At 32.6% G+C, this 20633-nt stretch carries 19 protein-coding genes and 1 tRNA gene; 9 read left to right on the top strand and 11 right to left on the bottom strand.

The features are described 5' to 3' along the window. Window positions 1-3: 3 nt before the first annotated feature. Entirely contained in the window at window positions 4-360 is a 357-nt protein-coding gene (locus MK851_RS08705) for a hypothetical protein (protein WP_320243189.1), read from the bottom strand. A gap of 4 nt (window positions 361-364) precedes the next feature. Further along, a complete protein-coding gene (dnaE, locus tag MK851_RS08700) occupies window positions 365-4738 on the bottom strand; it encodes a DNA polymerase III subunit alpha (protein ID WP_320243187.1) in 4374 nt (1457 codons plus the stop codon). Window positions 4739-4978: 240 nt separating this feature from the next. Here dnaE and MK851_RS08695 point away from each other — a divergent pair, with 240 nt between their 5' ends. From MK851_RS08695 to rimM, 3 genes are all read left to right on the top strand, one after another. Continuing rightward, on the top strand, window positions 4979-5170 hold the full coding sequence (locus MK851_RS08695) for a cold-shock protein (protein ID WP_028891302.1): 192 nt from the start codon (window positions 4979-4981) through the stop codon (window positions 5168-5170). A 171-nt stretch (window positions 5171-5341) separates the two neighbouring features. Continuing rightward, complete coding sequence (locus MK851_RS08690) at window positions 5342-5845, top strand: 30S ribosomal protein S16 (protein WP_320243183.1); 504 nt, start codon at window positions 5342-5344, stop codon at window positions 5843-5845. A gap of 17 nt (window positions 5846-5862) precedes the next feature. Then, window positions 5863-6390 carry a ribosome maturation factor RimM gene (rimM, locus tag MK851_RS08685; RefSeq protein ID WP_320243283.1) on the top strand — a complete coding sequence of 176 codons (528 nt, stop codon included), beginning with the start codon at window positions 5863-5865 and terminating at the stop codon, window positions 6388-6390. Here the strand turns inward: rimM and MK851_RS08680 are convergent. Continuing rightward, the gene (locus MK851_RS08680) at window positions 6387-6890 is read right to left on the bottom strand and encodes a GNAT family N-acetyltransferase (RefSeq protein WP_320243181.1); all 504 of its coding nucleotides are present in this window, start codon (window positions 6888-6890) and stop codon (window positions 6387-6389) included. The genes rimM and MK851_RS08680 overlap by 4 nt on opposite strands. A 51-nt stretch (window positions 6891-6941) precedes the next feature. Between MK851_RS08680 and MK851_RS08675 the strand changes: the two genes are divergently transcribed. Beyond that, the gene (locus MK851_RS08675; protein ID WP_303507690.1) at window positions 6942-7532 is read left to right on the top strand and encodes a PhnA domain-containing protein; all 591 of its coding nucleotides are present in this window, start codon (window positions 6942-6944) and stop codon (window positions 7530-7532) included. 71 nt (window positions 7533-7603) lie between these two features. Here MK851_RS08675 and MK851_RS08670 read toward each other — a convergent pair whose 3' ends face one another. Together MK851_RS08670 and MK851_RS08665 are read right to left on the bottom strand one after the other, a co-directional pair. Next, entirely contained in the window at window positions 7604-8659 is a 1056-nt protein-coding gene (locus MK851_RS08670) for a nucleoid-associated protein (RefSeq protein ID WP_303507688.1), read from the bottom strand. A gap of 33 nt (window positions 8660-8692) precedes the next feature. Then, window positions 8693-9292 carry a ribonuclease HII gene (locus MK851_RS08665; protein WP_320243179.1) on the bottom strand — a complete coding sequence of 200 codons (600 nt, stop codon included), beginning with the start codon at window positions 9290-9292 and terminating at the stop codon, window positions 8693-8695. Between the two features lie 70 nt (window positions 9293-9362). Between MK851_RS08665 and MK851_RS08660 the strand changes: the two genes are divergently transcribed. After that, complete coding sequence (locus MK851_RS08660) at window positions 9363-11321, top strand: putative porin (protein ID WP_303507684.1); 1959 nt, start codon at window positions 9363-9365, stop codon at window positions 11319-11321. A gap of 1 nt (window position 11322) precedes the next feature. After that, window positions 11323-11559, top strand: coding sequence for a hypothetical protein (locus MK851_RS08655; protein WP_303507682.1), 237 nt, complete (start codon window positions 11323-11325; stop codon window positions 11557-11559). On the opposite strand, the gene MK851_RS08650 is transcribed toward MK851_RS08655, so the two are convergent. The 4 genes from MK851_RS08650 to MK851_RS08635 form a co-directional block, all read right to left on the bottom strand. Next, complete coding sequence (locus MK851_RS08650) at window positions 11536-11994, bottom strand: GNAT family N-acetyltransferase (protein ID WP_303507681.1); 459 nt, start codon at window positions 11992-11994, stop codon at window positions 11536-11538. The genes MK851_RS08655 and MK851_RS08650 overlap by 24 nt on opposite strands. Before the next feature lie 37 nt (window positions 11995-12031). Beyond that, complete coding sequence (gene nhaC / locus MK851_RS08645) at window positions 12032-13519, bottom strand: Na+/H+ antiporter NhaC (protein ID WP_320243175.1); 1488 nt, start codon at window positions 13517-13519, stop codon at window positions 12032-12034. Between the two features lie 71 nt (window positions 13520-13590). Further along, window positions 13591-14229, bottom strand: coding sequence for a MarC family protein (locus MK851_RS08640; RefSeq protein WP_303507677.1), 639 nt, complete (start codon window positions 14227-14229; stop codon window positions 13591-13593). A 9-nt stretch (window positions 14230-14238) separates the two neighbouring features. Then, complete coding sequence (locus MK851_RS08635) at window positions 14239-15438, bottom strand: aminotransferase class I/II-fold pyridoxal phosphate-dependent enzyme (RefSeq protein ID WP_320243173.1); 1200 nt, start codon at window positions 15436-15438, stop codon at window positions 14239-14241. 163 nt (window positions 15439-15601) lie between these two features. On the opposite strand from MK851_RS08635, the gene MK851_RS08630 reads away from it, so the two are divergent. Beyond that, window positions 15602-16060, top strand: coding sequence for an Lrp/AsnC family transcriptional regulator (locus MK851_RS08630; RefSeq protein ID WP_303507673.1), 459 nt, complete (start codon window positions 15602-15604; stop codon window positions 16058-16060). Here the strand turns inward: MK851_RS08630 and MK851_RS08625 are convergent. Both MK851_RS08625 and MK851_RS08620 read right to left on the bottom strand, forming a co-directional pair. Further along, window positions 16055-17155 (bottom strand): DUF4407 domain-containing protein, encoded by a 1101-nt coding sequence (locus MK851_RS08625; RefSeq protein WP_320243171.1) that lies wholly within the window; start codon window positions 17153-17155, stop codon window positions 16055-16057. The genes MK851_RS08630 and MK851_RS08625 overlap by 6 nt on opposite strands. A 312-nt stretch (window positions 17156-17467) precedes the next feature. Next, window positions 17468-18856: a dipeptidase gene (locus tag MK851_RS08620; protein WP_303507669.1), complete on the bottom strand. Its 1389-nt coding sequence runs from the start codon at window positions 18854-18856 to the stop codon at window positions 17468-17470. A gap of 101 nt (window positions 18857-18957) precedes the next feature. On the opposite strand from MK851_RS08620, the gene MK851_RS08615 reads away from it, so the two are divergent. Together MK851_RS08615 and cls are read left to right on the top strand one after the other, a co-directional pair. Further along, window positions 18958-19039: transfer RNA gene (locus tag MK851_RS08615), tRNA-Leu, on the top strand. Window positions 19040-19189: 150 nt separating this feature from the next. After that, window positions 19190-20632 (top strand): cardiolipin synthase, encoded by a 1443-nt coding sequence (gene cls / locus MK851_RS08610; protein WP_320243168.1) that lies wholly within the window; start codon window positions 19190-19192, stop codon window positions 20630-20632. Window position 20633: the final 1 nt, after the last annotated feature.

The following is a 20633-nucleotide window of genomic DNA, read 5'->3' as shown; positions in this document are numbered from 1 at the left end:
TTTTTATTTGGAAAACTGATGCTTAAACCACACCTTTTTCCAGATTCTTTTTAAAATTAAGAACGTAACATTTTCTGTATATACATTCATATCGGTAGATTCAACAATTTGTGTGTCTTTTTCAGAAACATCAATGCAATATAAAAGATTGGTGTATGAGCTGAAATCGTGTAATATGAGTTCTTTTATTGATGTCTGCAACTCCTCTTTCAATTGTAAGGGAGTACTTTTTTCAGAAAAAGAAGTATTAATTCCTGTTAAACCAAAATCTTTATTAAGTTGAATTATAAGTTCTTTATATAGCTTGGTATTGGCTACATTAGTTAATAAATCTATACTATTTTGATAACTTGGAAACATTTTCTTAATTCAGCTTGTAATTAATAAACTGCTCATCTAAGGCTTTTAAAAATTCGCTTGATACTTTAATCTTAGTCGTTCTACTAGGTAAACTCAATTCTATTTTTTCTTCAGCATCCCAAATGGTAAAATACAAACTTTGTGAGCCTTTGTTAGTAGCAAACAAGTGTTGTAGCTCTTTTATAGTGTTGTCTTTTACTTCTTGTAGAGGAATTTTTATGGTGAGTTTTTTACACATTTTATCCATAATATCGTGTAAGAGTAAAAACTCATTAAATCCAACTCTAGGATCACCTTTAACACCTTCTTTATTAGTCCACCCAGGTTTGATAGTAGTTTTGATAAATAAAAATGAATTTGGAACTAAAAAGTGTTTAAATTTTAAATAATCTTCTCCAAAAATTCTAAATTCAAAACTTTCGTTATAATCTTCTATGATAAATGAAGCCCAACCTTTTCCTGCTTTTGAAACACGGTGTTGTACATCCGTAACAATTCCTGCAAAAGAAAGCCCTAAACCTTCATACTGCGCAATATTTTTAAAATGAGCTAAGGAAGCGTTACAGAACTTTAGTTCATTTTTAAAATCATCTAATGGATGCGCAGAAATGTACATCCCCACAACTTCTTTTTCACGAGCCAATAATTCCATAGTTCCCCAAGTTTCACATTCAGGAATTAAAGGTTCAGGTAAATCAACTTCCGAAGCTTCTCCAAATAAAGATACTTGAGATGAGTTTTGATTTTCTTGAAACTTATTTCCAAAGCGAATAGCCTTTTCTAAAAAAGTTTGTCCTTTTTCATCTTTCACATAATACTGAGCTCTGTGAGTATCTGTAAAGGAATCAAAACCACCAGCTAATACTAAACCTTCAAAAGCTTTTTTGTTGGCGACACGTAAATCAACACGTTTAGCAACATCAAAAATGGAAGAATAATGCCCATTTTCTTTACGTTCATCAATAATTGCTTTTACAGCAGAACCACCAACACCTTTAATTGCCGCCATACCAAAACGAACAGCACCATCCTTATTTACTGAAAATTTAGCATACGATTCGTTTACATCAGGTCCTAGTACCTCTAACCCCATACGTTTACATTCCTCCATGAAAAACGAAACCGTTTTAATATCGTTCATGTTGTTGGAAAGTACTGCCGCCATGTATTCGGCAGGGTAGTGGGCCTTTAAATAAGCGGTTTGATAAGCAATCCAAGCATAACAAGTAGAGTGCGATTTGTTAAAGGCATAAGATGCGAAAGCTTCCCAGTCTTTCCAAATTTTTTCTAAGGCTTTTTCATCATGACCATTGGCTTTTGCTTGATTTACAAACTTAGGTTTCATTTTAGCTAATACCGCAGCTTGTTTTTTACCCATAGCCTTACGGAGTACATCGGCCTCACCTTTGGTAAAATCAGCTAACTTCTGTGAAAGCAACATTACTTGCTCTTGATATACGGTAATCCCATAGGTTTCTGCTAGATATTCTTCCATAGCAGGAAGATCATATTGAATTTCTTCGTCTCCATGTTTTCTTCGGATAAAAGAAGGGATATATTCTAAAGGACCTGGACGATACAAGGCGTTCATAGCAATTAGATCTGCAAAAACCGTAGGCTTCAATTCACGCATGTATTTTTGCATTCCAGGAGATTCGTACTGGAATATCCCTACAGTTTCTCCACGTTGGAACAGCGCATAAGTTTCTTCATCATCAATAGGGAAATTTTCAGGATCGAGTTCTACACCGTGACGTGCTTTTACAATTTTTACGGTATCTTTAATTAGAGTTAATGTCTTTAATCCTAAAAAATCCATTTTTAGTAATCCTGCACTTTCTACTACCGAGTTGTCAAACTGAGTAACATACATATCAGAATCTTTCGCTAGAGATACAGGTACGAATTTGGTAATATCATCAGGAGTAATAATTACTCCACAGGCGTGAATTCCCGTATTACGAACCGAACCTTCTAAAATTCTGGCTTTGTTAATGGTTTCAGCTTCCAATCCACTACCATTAGCAATGGCTTTTAACTCGTTTACCATTTCAATTTCTTCAGAACGAAGTTTTTCTTTTAACCCTTTCTCATCTAAAGAAAAGATTTTTTTCAACTTCATTCCTGGAATTAGTTTGGCAATTCTATCGGCTTCAAATAGCGGTAAATCTAGTACACGAGCAGTATCACGTACAGATGATTTCGCAGCCATAGTACCGTAGGTAATAATTTGTGCTACTTGGTTGGCTCCGTATTTTTCAATTACATAATCCATTACACGGCTACGACCTTCATCATCAAAATCAATATCGATATCGGGCATCGATACACGTTCAGGATTTAAGAAACGCTCAAAAAGCAAATCGTACTGAATAGGGTCTATATTGGTAATCCATAAACAAAAGGCAACTACTGAACCAGCAGCAGATCCACGTCCGGGACCTACTGATACATCCATGTTTCGGGCTTCTCGAATAAAGTCTTCTACAATCAAGAAATATCCAGGATATCCTGTTTTAGCAATTACATCTAGCTCAAAATCTAAACGTTCACGAATACTATCGGTAATTTCTCCGTAACGTTTTTTGGCTCCTTCATATGTTAGGTGACGTAAAAAATTGTTTTCCCCGCGCTTTCCTCCGTCTTCAAGATCTTTTTCATCTTTAAACTCTTCAGGAATATCAAAGGCAGGTAATAATACATCGCGAGCTAAACCAAAAGGCTCAACTTTATCCACAATTTCCTGAATATTGATGATAGCCTCTGGTAAATCAGCAAAGAGTTTTTTCATCTCTTCGGTAGATTTAAAGTAATACTCGTCGTTAGGTAATCCATAACGGTAACCTCTTCCTCTACCTTTAGGAGTTGCTTGTTTTTCCCCGTCTTTTACACATAATAAGATATCATGTGCATTTGCGTCTTCTTTACCTAAGTAAAAAGTGTTGTTTGTAGCAACAATTTTTACATCATGTTTTTTAGAAAAAGAAATAAGAGTCTCATTTACGACTTTTTCATCTTCTTGTCCGTGACGCATTAATTCAATGTACAAATCGTCACCAAATTGTTGTTTCCACCAAAGTAATGCCTCTTCGGCTTGGGCTTCACCGACATTTAATATTTTACTAGGAACTTCACCATATAAGTTTCCTGTTAATACAATTACGTCTTCTTTGTATTGTTCAATAACTTTTTTGTCAATTCTCGGAACGTAATAAAATCCATCAACAAAGGCTATAGAAGACATTTTAGCTAAGTTGTGGTATCCTTTTTTATTTTTTGCTAGTAAAACAACTTGATATCCGTTGTCTTTTTGACTCTTATTAGTATGATCTTCACAAATATTAAATTCACAACCTACTATAGGTTTTAAAATACTTTGTGTTGGTTCTTCTCCTTTTTCTAAAGCTTCTTTGTTAGCTGCTTCGGCGGCTTTATTATGTCCTATAACTGCTTGTACAAAGTGAAAAGCCGCCATCATATTACCTGTATCAGTCATGGCAACTGCAGACATATTATCGTTAGCAGCAGCATTTACAATGTTACCAATTTGAATGGTAGACTGTAAAACGGAGTATTGTGTGTGGTTATGTAAATGAGCAAACCTTACACCTTCAAGTTCTGCTAGTCCTTCAGCGGTAGAAATTGTATTCGCTTCTTCAGTTTCTGAAGATTTTCTTTTACGGATTTTTTCACTTTCCTTTTTAAGGTTTAAGTGTTTAAGTCCGACTACTTGTATTGGGGTTGGATTAGTTTCTGTATAATGTTGAAAATAATCTGAAGTAACATTTAATTGATCTTCTGTATATTGACGTAAGCGAATTAATTCTAAAAAACAGCGAGTAGTTGCTTCTACATCGGCAGTTGCATTATGTGCTTCTCCAAAACCAGTTCCGAATAAATGTTGGTGTAGTTCGGTAAGGGTAGGAAGTTTGAATTTTCCTCCACGACCACCAGGAATTTGACATAATTGTGCTGTGTGTTCAGTACAGGTGTCTAAAACTGGTAACTCTGTTAAATTATTTTCAACGCCTAAACGGTGAAATTCACAACCCATAATATTGACATCAAAGCCAACATTTTGTCCAACAATAAAGGTTGTTTTTTGTAAAGCATTATTAAATAACTTTAACCCCTCACTTAATTGGATACCTTGCTCAATAGCCAAATCGGTAGATATTCCGTGTATACGTTCAGCATCATATGGAATATTAAATCCGTCAGGTTGAATTAAAAAATCGTTATGTTCAATTAAATTCCCTAATTCGTCATGTAATTGCCATGCAATTTGTATGGCTCTAGGCCAGTTATCGGTATCGGTTATTGGAGCGTTCCAGCTTTTAGGTAATCCAGTAGTTTCGGTATCGAAAATTAAATACATGGGCAAAAATTACTTGTTGAAGCGTTTTGGGTAAAACAAAGTGTAAAAATACGAAGAATTTGCATTGATTAACTGAGAAGTTATTAACGAGTGTTTTAGCTTGATGTAAAGGCTTGAATAGCTGATTGTAATCAAAAAATGATGTTAACTGTAGGTTAAGTTTAAAAGAAAAATAAAAAAAAGTAGTTGATAATCAATTAATAAGATTTATATTTGCACTTTAATATAATATTTTTTACAATGAAAGAAGGAACAGTAAAGTTCTTCAATGAATCTAAAGGTTTTGGATTTATTACAGAGTCAGGATCAAACACAGAACATTTTGTACACGTATCAGGTTTAATCGATGAGATTAGAGAAGGTGATACTGTTGAGTTTGAACTTAAAGAAGGAAAAAAAGGATTAAACGCAGTTAGCGTTAGAGTATTATAATATATCTCAGAATTTATTTTTCTTAAGAGCCTGTTAAACAGGCTCTTTTTTATTTTAATAAAATTAGTTTTTTGCTTTTAAGTAAAAAAGATTTTATAAATTTGCGCCCACTTATCACGAGATGGTAAGATTTATTAATAATCAAGGTCGCGTACCTTAAAAATTAAAATTATGCCTGTAAAAATTAGATTACAAAGACACGGTAAAAAAGGAAAACCATTTTACTGGGTAGTAGCTGCTGATTCTAGAGCTAAAAGAGACGGTCGTTTCTTAGAAAAAATCGGAACGTACAACCCAAACACTAACCCTGCAACTATTGACTTAGATGTTGATGGAGCTGTAAAGTGGTTACAAAATGGTGCTCAACCAACTGATACTGCTAAAGCTATTTTATCATATAAAGGAGCTTTATTGAAAAATCACTTAGCTGGTGGAGTAAAAAAAGGAGCTTTAACTGAAGAGCAAGCAGAAGCTAAATTCAATGCTTGGGTAGAAGAAAAAGCAAATAAAGTAGCTGGTAAAGTTGACGGTTTAGCAAAAGCAGATGCAGATGCTAAAGCAAAAGCTTTAGAAGCTGAGAAAGCTGTAAACGAAGCACGTGTAGCTGCTGCAACTCCTGTTGCGGAAGATAGCGAGGAAGTTGCTGTTGAATTAGGTGCTGATAGCGAAGAATAAAAAACTGTACTACGATGATGCAAAAAGAAGATTGCTTTTATCTTGGCAAAATCGTTAAAAAACATAGTTTTAAGGGCGAGGTAATTATTAAGTTAGATACTGATGAACCCGATCTTTACGAAAATTTGGAATCAGTTTTTGTCGATTTAGGCAATAATCTGATTCCTTTTTTTATAGAGAAGTCTACCTTAAGTAAGGCAACAATGTTTCGAGTAAAGTTTGAAGATGTAAATACAGAGGCTGATGCTGAGGCTATTTTACGTTCAGAAGTTTATTTGCCATTGGATTTGCTACCAAAACTTTCAGGAAACAAATTTTACTATCATGAAGTAATTGGTTTTACAGTTGTTGATACTTCTTTTGGAGAGGTAGGTGAAATTGTAAGTATTAATGACTCTTCTGCCCAACCTTTATTTGAAATTGATAGAGAAGGTAAAGAGATTTTTATCCCTATGATTGATGACTTCATTAAAAAAGTAGATAGAGAGAATAAAACTATAGAAGTTGAAACTCCAGAAGGATTAATTGATTTGTACTTGAGTTAAAAAACATACTCAAACACACAATCTTCTCCATTTTCAAAAACTTGTTGCATTCCAATAAATTCAAAATCTAATTTTTTTAATAGTTTTTGAGATTTTTCATTTTTAGGCATGGTTAAAGCTAGTACTTTTTCTTGTTTAAACTTAGTACGAACGTATTCTATAATTAATTTTGTAGCCTCTGTAGCATAACCTTTACCTCTTCCCTCGGGTAAAAAAGCATAGCCAATATCAATAAAATTTAATTTATCTCTTTGTAGCGCAGTTGAGGCTCCAATAGGTTTGTTAGTTTCTTTTAAGATTACGGTAAAAAAACCTAACCCACCTAATTTCGAATTTTTAAATAAAATATCTTTTAAGTAAACACGAGTTTCTTCAATAGATTTTAAATTTTTATCACCAATAAACTGAATCCAATCAGGATCATTAAATAGTTGGAAGTAAAAATGAGTGTCACTTACTAGGGCTTCTTTAATAATTAATCGTTCGCTTTCTAATAACATAGCCTAAATATAAATTAAAAATGTACTTTTGCGAAGCAAAAAAAGAATAAAATGAGTTTATTACAAGAATTACAAGATAGAAGTGGAAATCAATGCGAATTATGCGGGTCAAAAAGCGATTTGTCAATTTATGAAGTGCCACCAATTTCAACAGGAGGTGTTGACGGTAGTTTGTTGGCTTGTAGTACTTGTATTGAGCAGATTGAAGATGCAGATAAGACAGATGCAAACCATTGGCGTTGTTTGAACGATAGTATGTGGAGTGAGTTTAGAGCAGTAAAAGTTATGGCTTGGAGAATGTTACACCGTGTTAAAAAAGACGGATGGTCACAAGATTTGTTGGATATGATGTATTTAGAAGACGAGGATCTGCGTTTTGCTGAAGCTACAGGTGAACATTTAGATGAGAGTGAAAAAATAATTCATAGAGATGTAAACGGTGCTATTTTACAGGCGGGAGATAGTGTAGTGTTGATTAAAGATTTAAAAGTAAAAGGTTCTAGTATGGTAGCAAAACAGGGAACGGCTGTACGTAGAATTTCGTTAGATCCTGAAAACGCTAAGTATATTGAAGGTAAGGTAGGAGCTACTCAAATCGTGATTATTACCGATTATGTAAAGAAAATGGCTGAAAAGGAATAGATTCAGTTTGAAAGAAGTTGAGTTTTCAAAGTTTCAAAGTTTAAGATTTTACTTTGAAACTTTGAAACTAATTATTTCTCAGTATTATAATATACTTTATAAAACTTCATTTTTTTGTCTTCGTCGTAACCTTGCTCTAAGTATTCAGCAGAAGCATCAGGAGCATCAACATCAATTTTAATTTGGATATTGGTGTCCAGTTTTATTTCTGTTTTAAACTTACTTTTTTCCTTTTTTAAAACCACATCAGAGACTTCGAAGTTATTACGTATTAATACGTCATTTAACTTTTCAAAGTGTTGTTTGTAGTCTTCAAACATGTCTTTATGCTTGTCCTCTTCAAAAATTTCATCTTTAAACCCGTGGTAGTCTACGCTTTCGTGTTCTTTAAAGTAATCAACAGTATTAGCTAAAAAATTACTTTGCTCTTGTTTTCCTAATTCAGGTTTTAGAATTTCTTCAGAAAACTCCTTACACATTTCAAGGTAGTTTTGGGTGTGCAAGTTACGATCATCAGCATATTTTACACTTAAAAAATTCTTTATCCAGTATTGTGCATCGTATTGATTGTTGTCTACTGATAAAACCACAGTTCCTTCTGCATCAGTAGAGTTTAAAATTAAACAACCCTTATCCAATCTTTTGGTTGAAATTCCTTTTTGTACCACTACATCAAAACTATCATCATCTAAATAGGTTTGAAAGAAATCTACTTTACTTTCAATTTTAAAAACTCCAACAGCTTCAGTTAAAACATCTTTATACTCGATACCTTCAAAATAGGCAACAATAACATCTCCTGTTTTAATATTGGCAGAGTTTGATTGTTCGTAAAGGTGATTAACAATATTTTTAGAATGCTCAATAAAAACCTCATTGCTATCATCTTCAAAAATATCAGCAGCGTATTTATTTATTTCGTTTAGTCGAACATCTGCATGATGACTAAAACGGTAACTTTGCGTAACAGCCCCGAAAGGTTTTAATAAAAAAGGAAGTAATAATTCGTAGCTCTCTTCATCAAAACGAACTAAACTTTCAGAAAAAGCATTTTGTCCACTATTATACTTATTCCCTACTTTGTGAATAATACACTTATTAATTTCGGTACGAGTTCTTTTAATCATCTTCTAAAAAATTGGAAGACAAAAATAGAAAAATTAAAGTTCGAATTTTAATTGTTCAGGTAACAATTTAAATGATTTTCGATGATAAGGAGTCGCTCCAAACTGACGAATAGCTTCGCGGTGCTCTTTAGTTGGATATCCTTTGTTTTTTTTCCAGTTATACTGAGGGAATTCTTGATGAATTTTTTCCATATACTCATCACGATACGTTTTTGCAAGTACAGACGCAGCTGCTATACTCATAAATTTAGCATCACCTTTTACAATAGTTTGATGAGGGATTTCTTTAAAAGGTCTAAACTTATTTCCATCAACAATAATAAACTCAGGTTGCATAGCTAATTGTTCTATTGAACGGTGCATTCCTGTAATTGATGCTTGTAATACATTTAGTTCGTCAACCTCTTCTTGATGGATAAATGAGACTCCGAAAGCAAGCGCGTGTTCTTCAATATAAGGTCGAAGTTTTTGTCGTTTTTTTTCAGAAATCTGTTTAGAGTCATTTAATAACTCGTGTTTAAAGTTGTCAGGTAAAATAACGGCAGCAGCTACAACAGGTCCTGATAAACAGCCTCTACCAGCTTCATCTGTTCCTGCTTCAAATTTATGCCCGCTATAATTTAATTGCAACATGCTACAAATTAACAGATTTCAAAGAAATTAATCGTGATTTTTGTCGTTAAATTATTTTACTTTTGTTGCTATGAAGAAAAATATCTTAGTATTTTTTTGTTTGATAAGTGTTCAAGTGATTTTTGCCCAAATAAGACCAATTGATGGGGGTTTTGGAAGAGATAGAGGAGGGCTTAATCAAAATGTGGATTCACTACCTGATAATGAAATAAATGTAAAGCTTAGTGGAAAAACTAAGTATACTGATTATAAAATTATATCACACAAAAATGATACTACCATTGTAGATACCACATTGACAATTCAAAAAGAGTACAAGTTTAATTTCTTAAGAAAGGATAATTTTGAATTACTAGCTTTTCATAATCAAGGGCAAACGTTTAATAACTTAGGATACGATTTTACTAATATTTCACGATTTCCAAATATAGGATTTAGAGCAAAAATGTTCAATTATTTTGATATTGAAGATGTGAATTATTACCATGTTCCTACACCTACAACGGAAATTATGTACCGAACTGGTTTGGAACAGGGACAGGTATTAGATGCGCTTTTTACTACAAACTTTTCCAAGCGATTTAACTTAGCTATAGCCTATAAAGGACTTCGTTCACTGGGTACTTATAGACGTTCTTTGGCTAGTACAGGTAATTTTAGAGTAAGCTTTAGCTATGAGACTCCTAAGGGGCAATATACAATTAGAGGACATGCTGTAAATCAAGATTTTTTTAATCAAGAAAATGGAGGGTTGACAGAGACATCATTAGAAGCGTTTATAGCTGATGACCCTAATTTTAGTGGGAATAGAGGTAGGATGGATGTGAACCTGAATACTGCTGAAAGTAATTTAGATACCAAAAGATTATACTTTGAACATACTTTTAAGTTACTTTCTTCAAAAGATAGTGTAAGTCAAAAAGATTTCTCTAATTTAAAACTAGGACATTCATTTACTAGAGATTCAAAGTTTTATCGTTTTAATCAAGGTACAGCTTCAGATATGTTTGGTGATGCAAATATTTCAAGTAATATAAATAATAAAACTATTTACTTGCTGTATAACAACCAGTTTTTTGTAGATTTTAATTCAAAATATGTCTTGGGAAAATTCCGTGTAAAAACAGAATTATCAAACTACACGTATGGATATGAAAACTTACAAAATAATACGGTTGGAATAACAAAAAATAAGTTGAAGGGAGATGCCATATCTTTTGGAGCTGATTGGAATGGAAGAATTGGGAATTTTCATGTTAATGCTTCAGGTAGCCTAACACCGGGAAGTGGGCGATTATCAGGGAATAACTTTTTTGGAGAAGCTTTTTATAAGAAAGACAGTGTACTGACTGTAAAAGGAAGAATGGGGATTAGTAATAAATCACCTAATTTTAATTTCTTATTGCATCAAAGTAGTTATGATGATTATAACTGGGAAAATAATTTTTCTCAAATAGGAACACGTTCTTTAGGAGGAGTTATTGATTCTAAATGGGGGAATGCTTCGTTAGATATTACCAACATTAGTAATTATACGTATTTTGATGAGAACGGACAACCGCAACAGTTTTCAGGAGATGTTAATTATTTAAAAGCAAAAGTATCTAAAGAATTTGCCTTCGGAAAGTTTGCTTTAGATAATACCTTAATGTATCAAAAAGTAGCAAGTGGAAATAGTGTTTTTAGAGTTCCAGAATTTGTTACTCGTAATACACTTTATTATACTGATGAATGGTTTAAAGGTAAACCTCTGTTAGTACAAATAGGAGCGACGTTCAAGTATTTTTCAAAATATAAAGCGAATTCATATAATCCATTGTTAGCTGAATTCACCTTACAAGATGATACAGAAATAGGATATCCAACGCTAGATTTGTTTTTTAACGCACGGGTTCGTAGAACTCGAATTTATTTTAAAGCAGACAACATAAGTTCTTTTGTGTTAAAAAAGAATTATTTTTCGGCTCCGAATTATCCATATAGAGATTTCGTAATTCGTTTTGGAGTAGTGTGGAACTGGTTTATATAAAATGAAAGAGAAGCTACGACAAAACTGGAAGTTGTTTTTAATAGCAAGTTTAACTTTAGGTTTAGCACCTTTTAGACCACCACATATTGTAGGGAAGTTACAATGGATAGCAGGAGGGAATGCTTTTTCAGGAGAACACGCTATGCAATTTATGGATTGGTTTGATGTATTTTTACATGGAACTCCTTGGATACTTTTAATTGTATCAATTATTTTACATGTTTTCAGGAAAATATAATTCCATTTCAGGTAAAAAACGCCCTTTAATACTGCTTTTACGTTTATCAATTACCTTAAAACCATGTTTTAAATAAAATGATTCTGAGTTAGGATCTGATAAAACATTCAATACGGCACAAGATTCTCTTCTGCAATAGTCTTTAGCATGTTCTAAAAGTTTAGAACCAATACCTTGATTTATGAAATTAGGAGAAATAAATAAAAAATCTAAAAAGCTTGTTCTAATATTAGCTCTGTGTAAAACATAAAATCCGGCTGTAATATCATTAACTTGAAATTTATAAATATTACAGATGGCAAACATTTTAGAGGTAACGGTTAACTCATTCTTCCACTTCTCTATTTGATCTTTAGAGTATCCCCAGTGTGCTTTAGAGCTTAAAGCAATTTCAGTTAATAAATCAGCATCTTGTATTTGAGCTTTTACAATCATAAAAAAAGAACCTCACGAAAGGTGAGGTTTATAAATGTTATTCTTTAGAAGCAAGTTGTTTTATTTTAATTCTAAAAGCAGCAAATAGTAATGTTGTAAATGGGCTTAGCCAATTAAACACTGCATAAAAAGCATAATCTATCACCGGAACTCCTAATACTCCTGAGTGGTAAGCTCCACAAGTATTCCATGGAATTAAAACAGAAGTAACAGTACCTGAATCTTCTAAAGTTCTACTTAAGTTTTCAGGGGCTAAACCTTTGTCTCTATAGGCTTGCGCATACATTTTTCCTGGTACAACAATTGCCAAATATTGGTCAGAAGCTGTAAAGTTTAAACCAATACAAGTGGCAACGGTACTGGCAAACAATCCAAATACTGAATCAAATAAACTTAACATAAAACTACTGATTTTAGCTAAGGCTCCGATAGCATCCATAACCCCACCAAAAACCATTGCTAATAAAATTAACCATACGGTTCCTAGCATCTTTTTCATTCCCCCAGCAGTAAATAAATCCTTTAATACTTCATTATCAGTAGCTACAGAAGTTTCTACGGTTATAGCTTGCATTATTCCTTTGTAAGCAGATTCAAAATCTAACTTTTCAACTTCAGAAATTTGAGCAACTACATGAGGTTGGAAAATCAAAGCGAAAGCACCGCCGAATATAGTTCCAGCTAAAAGAGCTATTAAAGGAGGTGTTTTTTTTATGATAAGGATGATTACAAGTATAGGAACTATAAATAACCACGGAGTAATGTTAAAGGCTTTGTCAATATCGTTTAGCATTAGCTGTGTGTTAGCTTCACCAGTGGTTGTTTGTGTAAAGCCAAGGATAATAAAAAAGATAATGGTTACAATAAATGTAGGTACTGTAGTGTAGGCCATGTATCTTATATGTGTGAATAAATCTGTACCAGCCATAGCAGGAGCTAGGTTTGTGGTATCTGACATTGGTGACATTTTATCTCCAAAATATGCACCAGATAAAACAGCACCAGCTGTCATTCCTAAAGAAATACCTAACGCTTCACCAATTCCTATTAAGGCGATACCAACAGTTGCAGCTGTTGTCCAAGAGCTACCTGTAGCAATAGAGATTACAGCACAAATAATTAAACATGCTACTAAAAATATGGTAGGGTTTAAAATTTGTAAGCCATAATAAATCATTGAAGGTATAATTCCACTTATTAACCAAGTTCCAGCTAAAGAACCTACCATTAAAAGTATTAAAATAGCACCTGCGGTAGATTTTATGTTTTCAGCAACCTCTTCAATCATTCTTTCGTAGGAAACTTTGTTCTTAAAACCTATAATAGCTGCGACTGCACCACCCAATAATAAAATAAACTGATTACTACCACTTAAAGCATCGTCTCCAAATACATACACATTGTACGCTAGCATTACAATCAGAGCAAAAACAGGAATCAAAGCTTCCCAAATATTCAACTCTTTATTTTGAATTATTTTTTGATCTTCTATTTCAATTTCAGATAGGTTTTTGTCGTCTTGCATGTGTGATATTTTTTTAGGCTTGTAATGTTACGACTTTGTAAAGAATTACACAAATGTAATCAGTTGGGAATCTAGTTACTATTTAATATATCAAGTATAATAGGCTTTAACCCACTAAAGAAGAATTCAACCGCAATTACCATAACTATAAGCCCCATTAATCTCATCATAACATTTATACCAGTTTGCCCCAGTATTTTAATGATTTTTGAGGAGCTATATAAAATTAGGTATGTTGCTATAATTACTAAAAAAGCAGCAATGATTAATGCTAGTTTCATTTCAAAGGATTTAGCATATTCCATCATTACAATAGCATTGGTTAAGGCACCTGGACCACAAATCATTGGTATTGCTAATGGAGTAACAGAAATGTCGTTAACATATGTTTTAACTTCAGAGCTACTTAGTTTTACTTTCCCTAATCTTGCTTGAAGCATATCCATACCCATTAAAAAGAAAATTACTCCACCAACAACTCTAAAGCTGTTTACAGAGATTCCAAAAAAGTTAAATAACAATTGACCAGAGAAAGCAAAAATTAAGATAGTTATAAAACTAACTATGGAAGCTTTTTTTGCAGTTTGATTTCTGCTTTCCTTGTCTAAATCAGCTGTCATGGTCATGAAAATCGGCATAGTACCCAACGGGTTAATCAGGGTAAAAAATGAGGTAAAAGATAAAATGCCAAAAGTGATTATTTCGTTCATAGTTCTAGGTTAAAGTATGTCAATTTCTTTCATACAGGTATTTATCATTTGATAAGTGCGTTCTATATCGTTGTCTAATCCAATAGAAAAACGAATCAATCCATCAGTAAGTCCCATTTTTTTCTGCTCATCTAAAGGGATTTCTGATGAGGTTGAAGTACCAGGAGCAGAAAATAAGGTTTTATAAAAACCTAAACTTACGGCCAAGTACCCTAAGTTACGTTCTTGCATCAATTCCATTAAAGTATTTGCGTTATCTAAAGAACCAACATCAATGGTTAGCATTCCTCCAAAACCATATTCTTCATTCATCATTGATTTGAAAGTTTTGTGTGAAGGATGCGATTCCAATCCAGGATACACAGTTTTTAATCCATCAGCATCAAATTTTTCAGCTAAATAACGAGCATTTCTACTGTGTTGTTTTATGCGAATATGTAAGGTTCTCATATTTTTTAAAATAGATGCAGCTCGCATTGAATCCATCGAAGCACCAAGTAGCATACTAGCTCCGTCAATTACACTTTTTTGAGAATTGATAAAATCTGTAGTTCCACAAATAACTCCTCCCATTGTGTCTGATGAACCGTTAATAAATTTAGTTAAACTATGAATTACTATGTTGGCACCTAACTGAGCAGGAGAAATTGATAGAGGAGAGAATGTATTGTCTACAACTAATTGTAAATTATGTTTTTTAGCTAAAACTGATAAGGCTTCGATATCGGCAACTTCTAATAATGGGTTACTTACTGTTTCACAGTATATCATTTTAGTTTTTTTAGTAATCGCTGCTTCAACCACTTCTAATTTTGTAATATCAACAAAAGATGTTTCAATACCCATTCGAGGTGTGAAATTTTTTAAAAATGCATAGGTTCCTCCATAAATAGTTCTACTAGAAACGATATGATCTCCAGATTCACAAATTTGTAAGATGGTGGGAGTAATAGCTCCCATACCTGTAGCTGAAACATTAGCAGATTCTGTACCTTCCATAGCGGCCAAAGCTTCTGATAGGTATAAGTTTGAAGGAGATGAATGACGAGAGTATAAATAACATCCGTCTGTATTTCCTTCAAAAGTATCAAACATAGTTTTTGCTGATAAAAAAGTGTAAGTGGAAGAATCAGATATAGATGGGTTTACACCACCAAATTCTCCAAAGTATTGTAGGTCTTGTATGTTGTTTGCAGGTTTAAATTTCATATCTGTTAAGGTTAATTATTAGTGACAACTAAAATCAGTTTTAATTGTTTAAAAATCAATATAAATCTTGGTTTATAGATTTTTATACTAATTTTGTGTTTGTAATTAGTTTTTTATTAGGTGTTAAGCAAAGAATATATAATAAATACAGATTTTTTTTCATATGAAATTAGATAATATAGACAAGAAGTTATTAGGATTGCTTCAAACAGATAGCAAACAAACTACAAAACAGCTTTCACTACAATTGGGATTGTCTGTAACAGCTGTTTATGAGCGAATTAAGAAGTTAGAAAAAGAAAAAGTTATTAAGCAATATGTTGCTTTGGTTAACAAGAACAAAATTGAAAAATCGTTTTTAGTTTTTTGCCATGTGCAGCTAGAGAAACACAATAAAGATCATATAGCTGTTTTTGAAAAAGAAGTTAATAGGCTAGAAGAAGTAACTGAATGTTTTCATGTAAGTGGGGATTATGATTATATTTTAAAGGTTTATGTAAAGGACATGGACGCATACAGAGACTTTATAGTAAATAAACTCACAGCGTTAAAACATGTAGGCAATACCCGAAGTGTTTTTACAATTGATGAAGTGAAAAATTCGATAGCAATAGCGTTATAAAATATCCTGTTGATTTTTATAAAAAGTATCAGTTTGTAGTTTCATGAGGTTACGAGCCATTTTTTGTTTGTAGTTGTAAAGTTCTTCTTCTGTTTTTAAATCAGAGTATACTTTGTTGTTGAGGTTTATATCTGTTTGTAAAATAACCTCTCTTTGATGGACTTGTTGTTGAATCCAAGTTTTTACTTGAGATTCATGGTTTTCCAATTTATAATCGTATTCACTTTTTGAACTGATAAGTTTAGCAAAAATTGGGGCAGTTTCTATTGCTAAAAATAATAGGAAGATAAAGAAAGAAGGTAGCCAAGGTAGTTTGTTTAGTGCGTTAACTCGAGCCATTAAACCATCAAAGTTAGAAATAATAGGTTGTGTTTTAGATTCAACTTCTTTTTGTTGTTGAATTAGATTTTTAACAGCTTCTTCTTTAGTTTTAATTTTTTCATTGTTTGAAGCTTTTAATTGAGTTAATTCTTGTAAAGCTGTATTATGCTTGTCCCTCTTTTCTTTATAAACAGGTCCCTTTCCGATTAGTTTTGTGCCTTTTCTTCCTTCAGCCTCTGCAATATAAGTTTCATATAGTGTGTTGATTTCTTGTTCTTTAGTAGTTGTTTCATTTTTCAGTGAAGTAATTTCACTATTAATTTTCTCTATTTCAGGTGAGAATTGTTGCGCAATTTGAGTTTTGTTATCTAGTGTCATTTGGTTTTTCTCAGTTAACAAAACTTGGTTGATTTCCTTTTCAAAAATCTTTAATTCTAAAGGTTTAGAAATTACGATTGCAATAATCATCGCAAGTAATAATCTTGGTAGAACTTGTATAATTTCTTTTCGCTTTGACTCTCTTTTTTTTATGGTTGAAACAATAAATCGATCTAAATTAAAAATGAGAAGTCCCCAAATGATTCCGAAGAAAATGGAAGTATATATATTGTCAAAAACAGTATACAAGGCGTAAGCAGAGGCAATAGTTGCCATAAATGCAGTGAAGAAAACTGTAGCGCCAATACCCGCATATTTATTTTGCTCTCCATTAGCACATTTTTCGAGTAAATCTAAATCAGCACCAGAACAAAGAAGGAAAAATCGTTTTAACATAAAATAAGCTTATAGTTTAATAACGAGTGATTTAGGGTTTTGTTACAAAAAAAAGCCTCATTTAAGAGGCTTTTAACAGAATTAGTTTTTTACAACCACAGGTTTGTCTGAAAATTTAAATATTGTTTTCCATTTTTACCCAACTTCGTAAGTTTATAGAGTTATTGGCTTCTAAAAGTTTTAAATCTTTTTGATAATTACATTGCTAAAAAAATTAGAATTAATTTTACAAATGTAGAGGGTGTAAAATAATATAAAAAAATAGCCTTGTTTTCTACACAAGGCTATTTTATTGATGTTGTTAAGGATGAATTACTTAGATAATTCCGTAAAATATTGATAAAAATAAGGAATGGTTTCAATTCCTTTTAAGTAATTCCATACACCGAAATGCTCATTTGGTGAATGGATTGCATCAGAATTTAATCCGAATCCCATTAAAATGGTTTTACTCTTTAATTCTTGCTCAAACAAAGCAACGATAGGAATACTTCCCCCGCTTCGTTGCGGAATAGGAGTTACTCCAAACGTTTCTTGATATGCTTTACTTGCAGCTTGGTAACCAATATTATCAATCGGAGTTACATATCCTTGTCCACCATGATGCGGTTTTACTTCTACTTTTACCGATTTTGGAGCAATGCTTTCAAAATGTTTTTTGAACAATTCAGTAATTTCTTCCCATTCTTGCCCAGGAACTAAACGCATTGAAATTTTTGCGTATGCTTTAGAAGCAATCACCGTTTTTGCTCCTTCACCAGTGTATCCACCCCAAATTCCGTTTACATCTAAAGTAGGACGGATAGAGTTACGTTCGTTTGTGGTATAGCCAGCTTCTCCATGAACATCGTTAATATCTAAAGCAGCTTTGTATTCATCTAAAGAGAAAGGCGCTTTAGCCATTTCATCACGTTCTTCACGAGATAATTCTTCTACTTTATCGTAAAAATCAGGAATGGTGATATGATTGTTTTCATCGTGTAATGAAGCAATCATTTGTGTTAGAATATTAATAGGGTTTGCAACAGCTCCCCCGTATAAACCAGAATGTAAGTCTCTATTAGGACCAGTAACTTCTACTTCTACATAACTTAAACCACGTAAACCAGTGGTGATTGAAGGAATGTCATTAGCAATCATTCCTGTATCAGAAATTAAAATTACGTCATTAGCTAACTTTTCTCTATTTCTAGGAACAAACCATGCTAAGCTTTCAGAACCAACTTCTTCTTCACCTTCAATCATAAATTTCACATTACAAGGTAAGTTCCCTGTTTTGGTCATGTATTCTAATGCTTTTACATGCATATACATTTGTCCTTTGTCATCACAAGCACCACGAGCAAAAATAGCTCCTTCAGGGTGTATGTCTGTTTTTTTAATAACTGGCTCAAAAGGAGGAGAGGTCCATAAATCGATAGGGTCTGCAGGTTGTACATCGTAATGACCATAAACTAATACAGTAGGTAAGTTTGGATCTACTATTTTTTCTCCATATACGATAGGATATCCAGGGGTTTCGCAAATCTCTACTTTATCACACCCTGCTTTTTCTAAACTATCTTTAATGGTATCAGCAGTATTTAATACATCTTGATTATAAGCAGGGTCAGCGCTTACTGATGGAATTTTTAATAAATCGATAAGCTCATTAATAAAGCGATCTTTATGTTGAGCTATGTAATCTTTTACGTTTTGCATGTGTTGTATATTAATTAGCATCAAAAATAAGAAAAATAGTATACTTCTTCTTTGTAGTTTACAAGTATTGTTTATATTTGCATCCACAAATTCAGAAGTACGCGGGCGTGGTGGAATTGGTAGACACGCTAGACTTAGGATCTAGTGCCGTGAGGTGTGAGAGTTCGAGTCTCTCCGCCCGTACTTATTTAAAAACAAAAACCTTAATTCGTATAGAGTTAAGGTTTTTTGTTTTTTATGGTTGAGGTTTTTAAGAGTATTATCTAGTTTTTACTGATTTAGTATAAGGTGCTAATATTTTAAATATCTTTAGCAGAAAAAAATATTTTTATTTTGATAACAACACTACTTATAATTCTATACATAGTCATTGTTGCTACGGTTGCGGTTATTATAATTAATACATCAACACCATCTAAGGCAATAGCTTATTTGTTTTTACTTATTCTGTTTCCTGTGGGAGGGGTTATTATTTACTTAATGGTTGGGATAAATCATAGAACCTATAAGTTATACAATAAAAAGCTTGAAGTAGATAAAAACATTTTTTTTGAACTTAAAGAACAGCTAAAAAACTACACCGAAAAAACACTGTCAACTTCTAAAAATAATTTAGGTCACTTTTACAACTTAACTAAGTTTATACATAAAGAAAATGTATTAACAAATAGCAATAAGGTTAGTTTACTCTTGAATGGAGAACGTAAATTTCCAGAAGTTATTGAGGCTTTAAAAGCAGCTAAAAACCATATTCATATTGAGTATTATATTTATCAAAATGATACTATAGGAAATGAAATAGGAGAGGTTTTAAAAGAAAAGGCTAAACAAGGAGTTAAAGTGCGTTTTATTTACGATGATTTTGGAAGTAAAGATATCCGTAAATCGTTTGTGAAATCTTTAATTGATAGTGGAGTCGAAGCATATCCTTTTTATAAAATTAAGTGGTTGTTATTAGCCAATAGAATTAATTATCGAAATCATAGAAAGATTATTGTAATTGATGGGGAAATTGGCTTTGTGGGAGGAGTTAATGTTTCAGAGAGATATATTAACCCAAACAAGTTTAATTGTTATTGGAGAGATACACATATTAAAATAGAAGGGCTTGCTGTTTTGAATTTACAGCGTGTTTTTTTAGCAGATTGGAATTTTTGTGCAGATCAAAATGTTATTGTAGAAGAAGATCTTTTTCCTGTAGGCAACCAAGCAACGACTAGTGAGCATAAGCAATTAGTTCAGGTGATTTCAAGCGGACCAGATTCTGATCATCCAGATATTATGTATGCGCTTATTCAAGCAATACTGTTGTCAAAAAAAGAAATATTAATTACTACACCATACTTTGTCCCCAGAGCTTCTTTTTTAGATGCTCTTAAAATAGCTAGTTTGAGTGGAGTTACTATAAAACTACTGGTGCCTAGTATTTCAGATTCGAAATTAGTTAATGGAGTGTCAAACTCTTTTTATAAAGAAGTTTTAGAGATAGGAGTAGAGGTGTACAGATATAAAAAGGGATTTGTACATGCAAAAACAATGGTGTTTGACGAATTAGTTTGTTCTGTGGGAACAGCAAATTTAGATGAACGTAGCTTTGATCTAAATTTTGAAATTAATGCGTTGATATATGATAAAGATTTTGCTAGTCAGCTGAAAAATGCTTTCTTAGAAGATTTAAAGTACAGTGAGAAAATAGAGATGAAACAATGGAATAGTAGACCTGTTTTAATACGTTTTACAGAAAGAGTAGCTCGTTTATTAGCTCCTATTTTATAGC

The sequence above is a fragment of the Tenacibaculum sp. 1B UA genome (assembly GCF_033978845.1).
Classification (GTDB): Bacteria; Bacteroidota; Bacteroidia; order Flavobacteriales; family Flavobacteriaceae; genus Polaribacter.
This window is presented reverse-complemented; position numbering and strand designations above follow the sequence as displayed.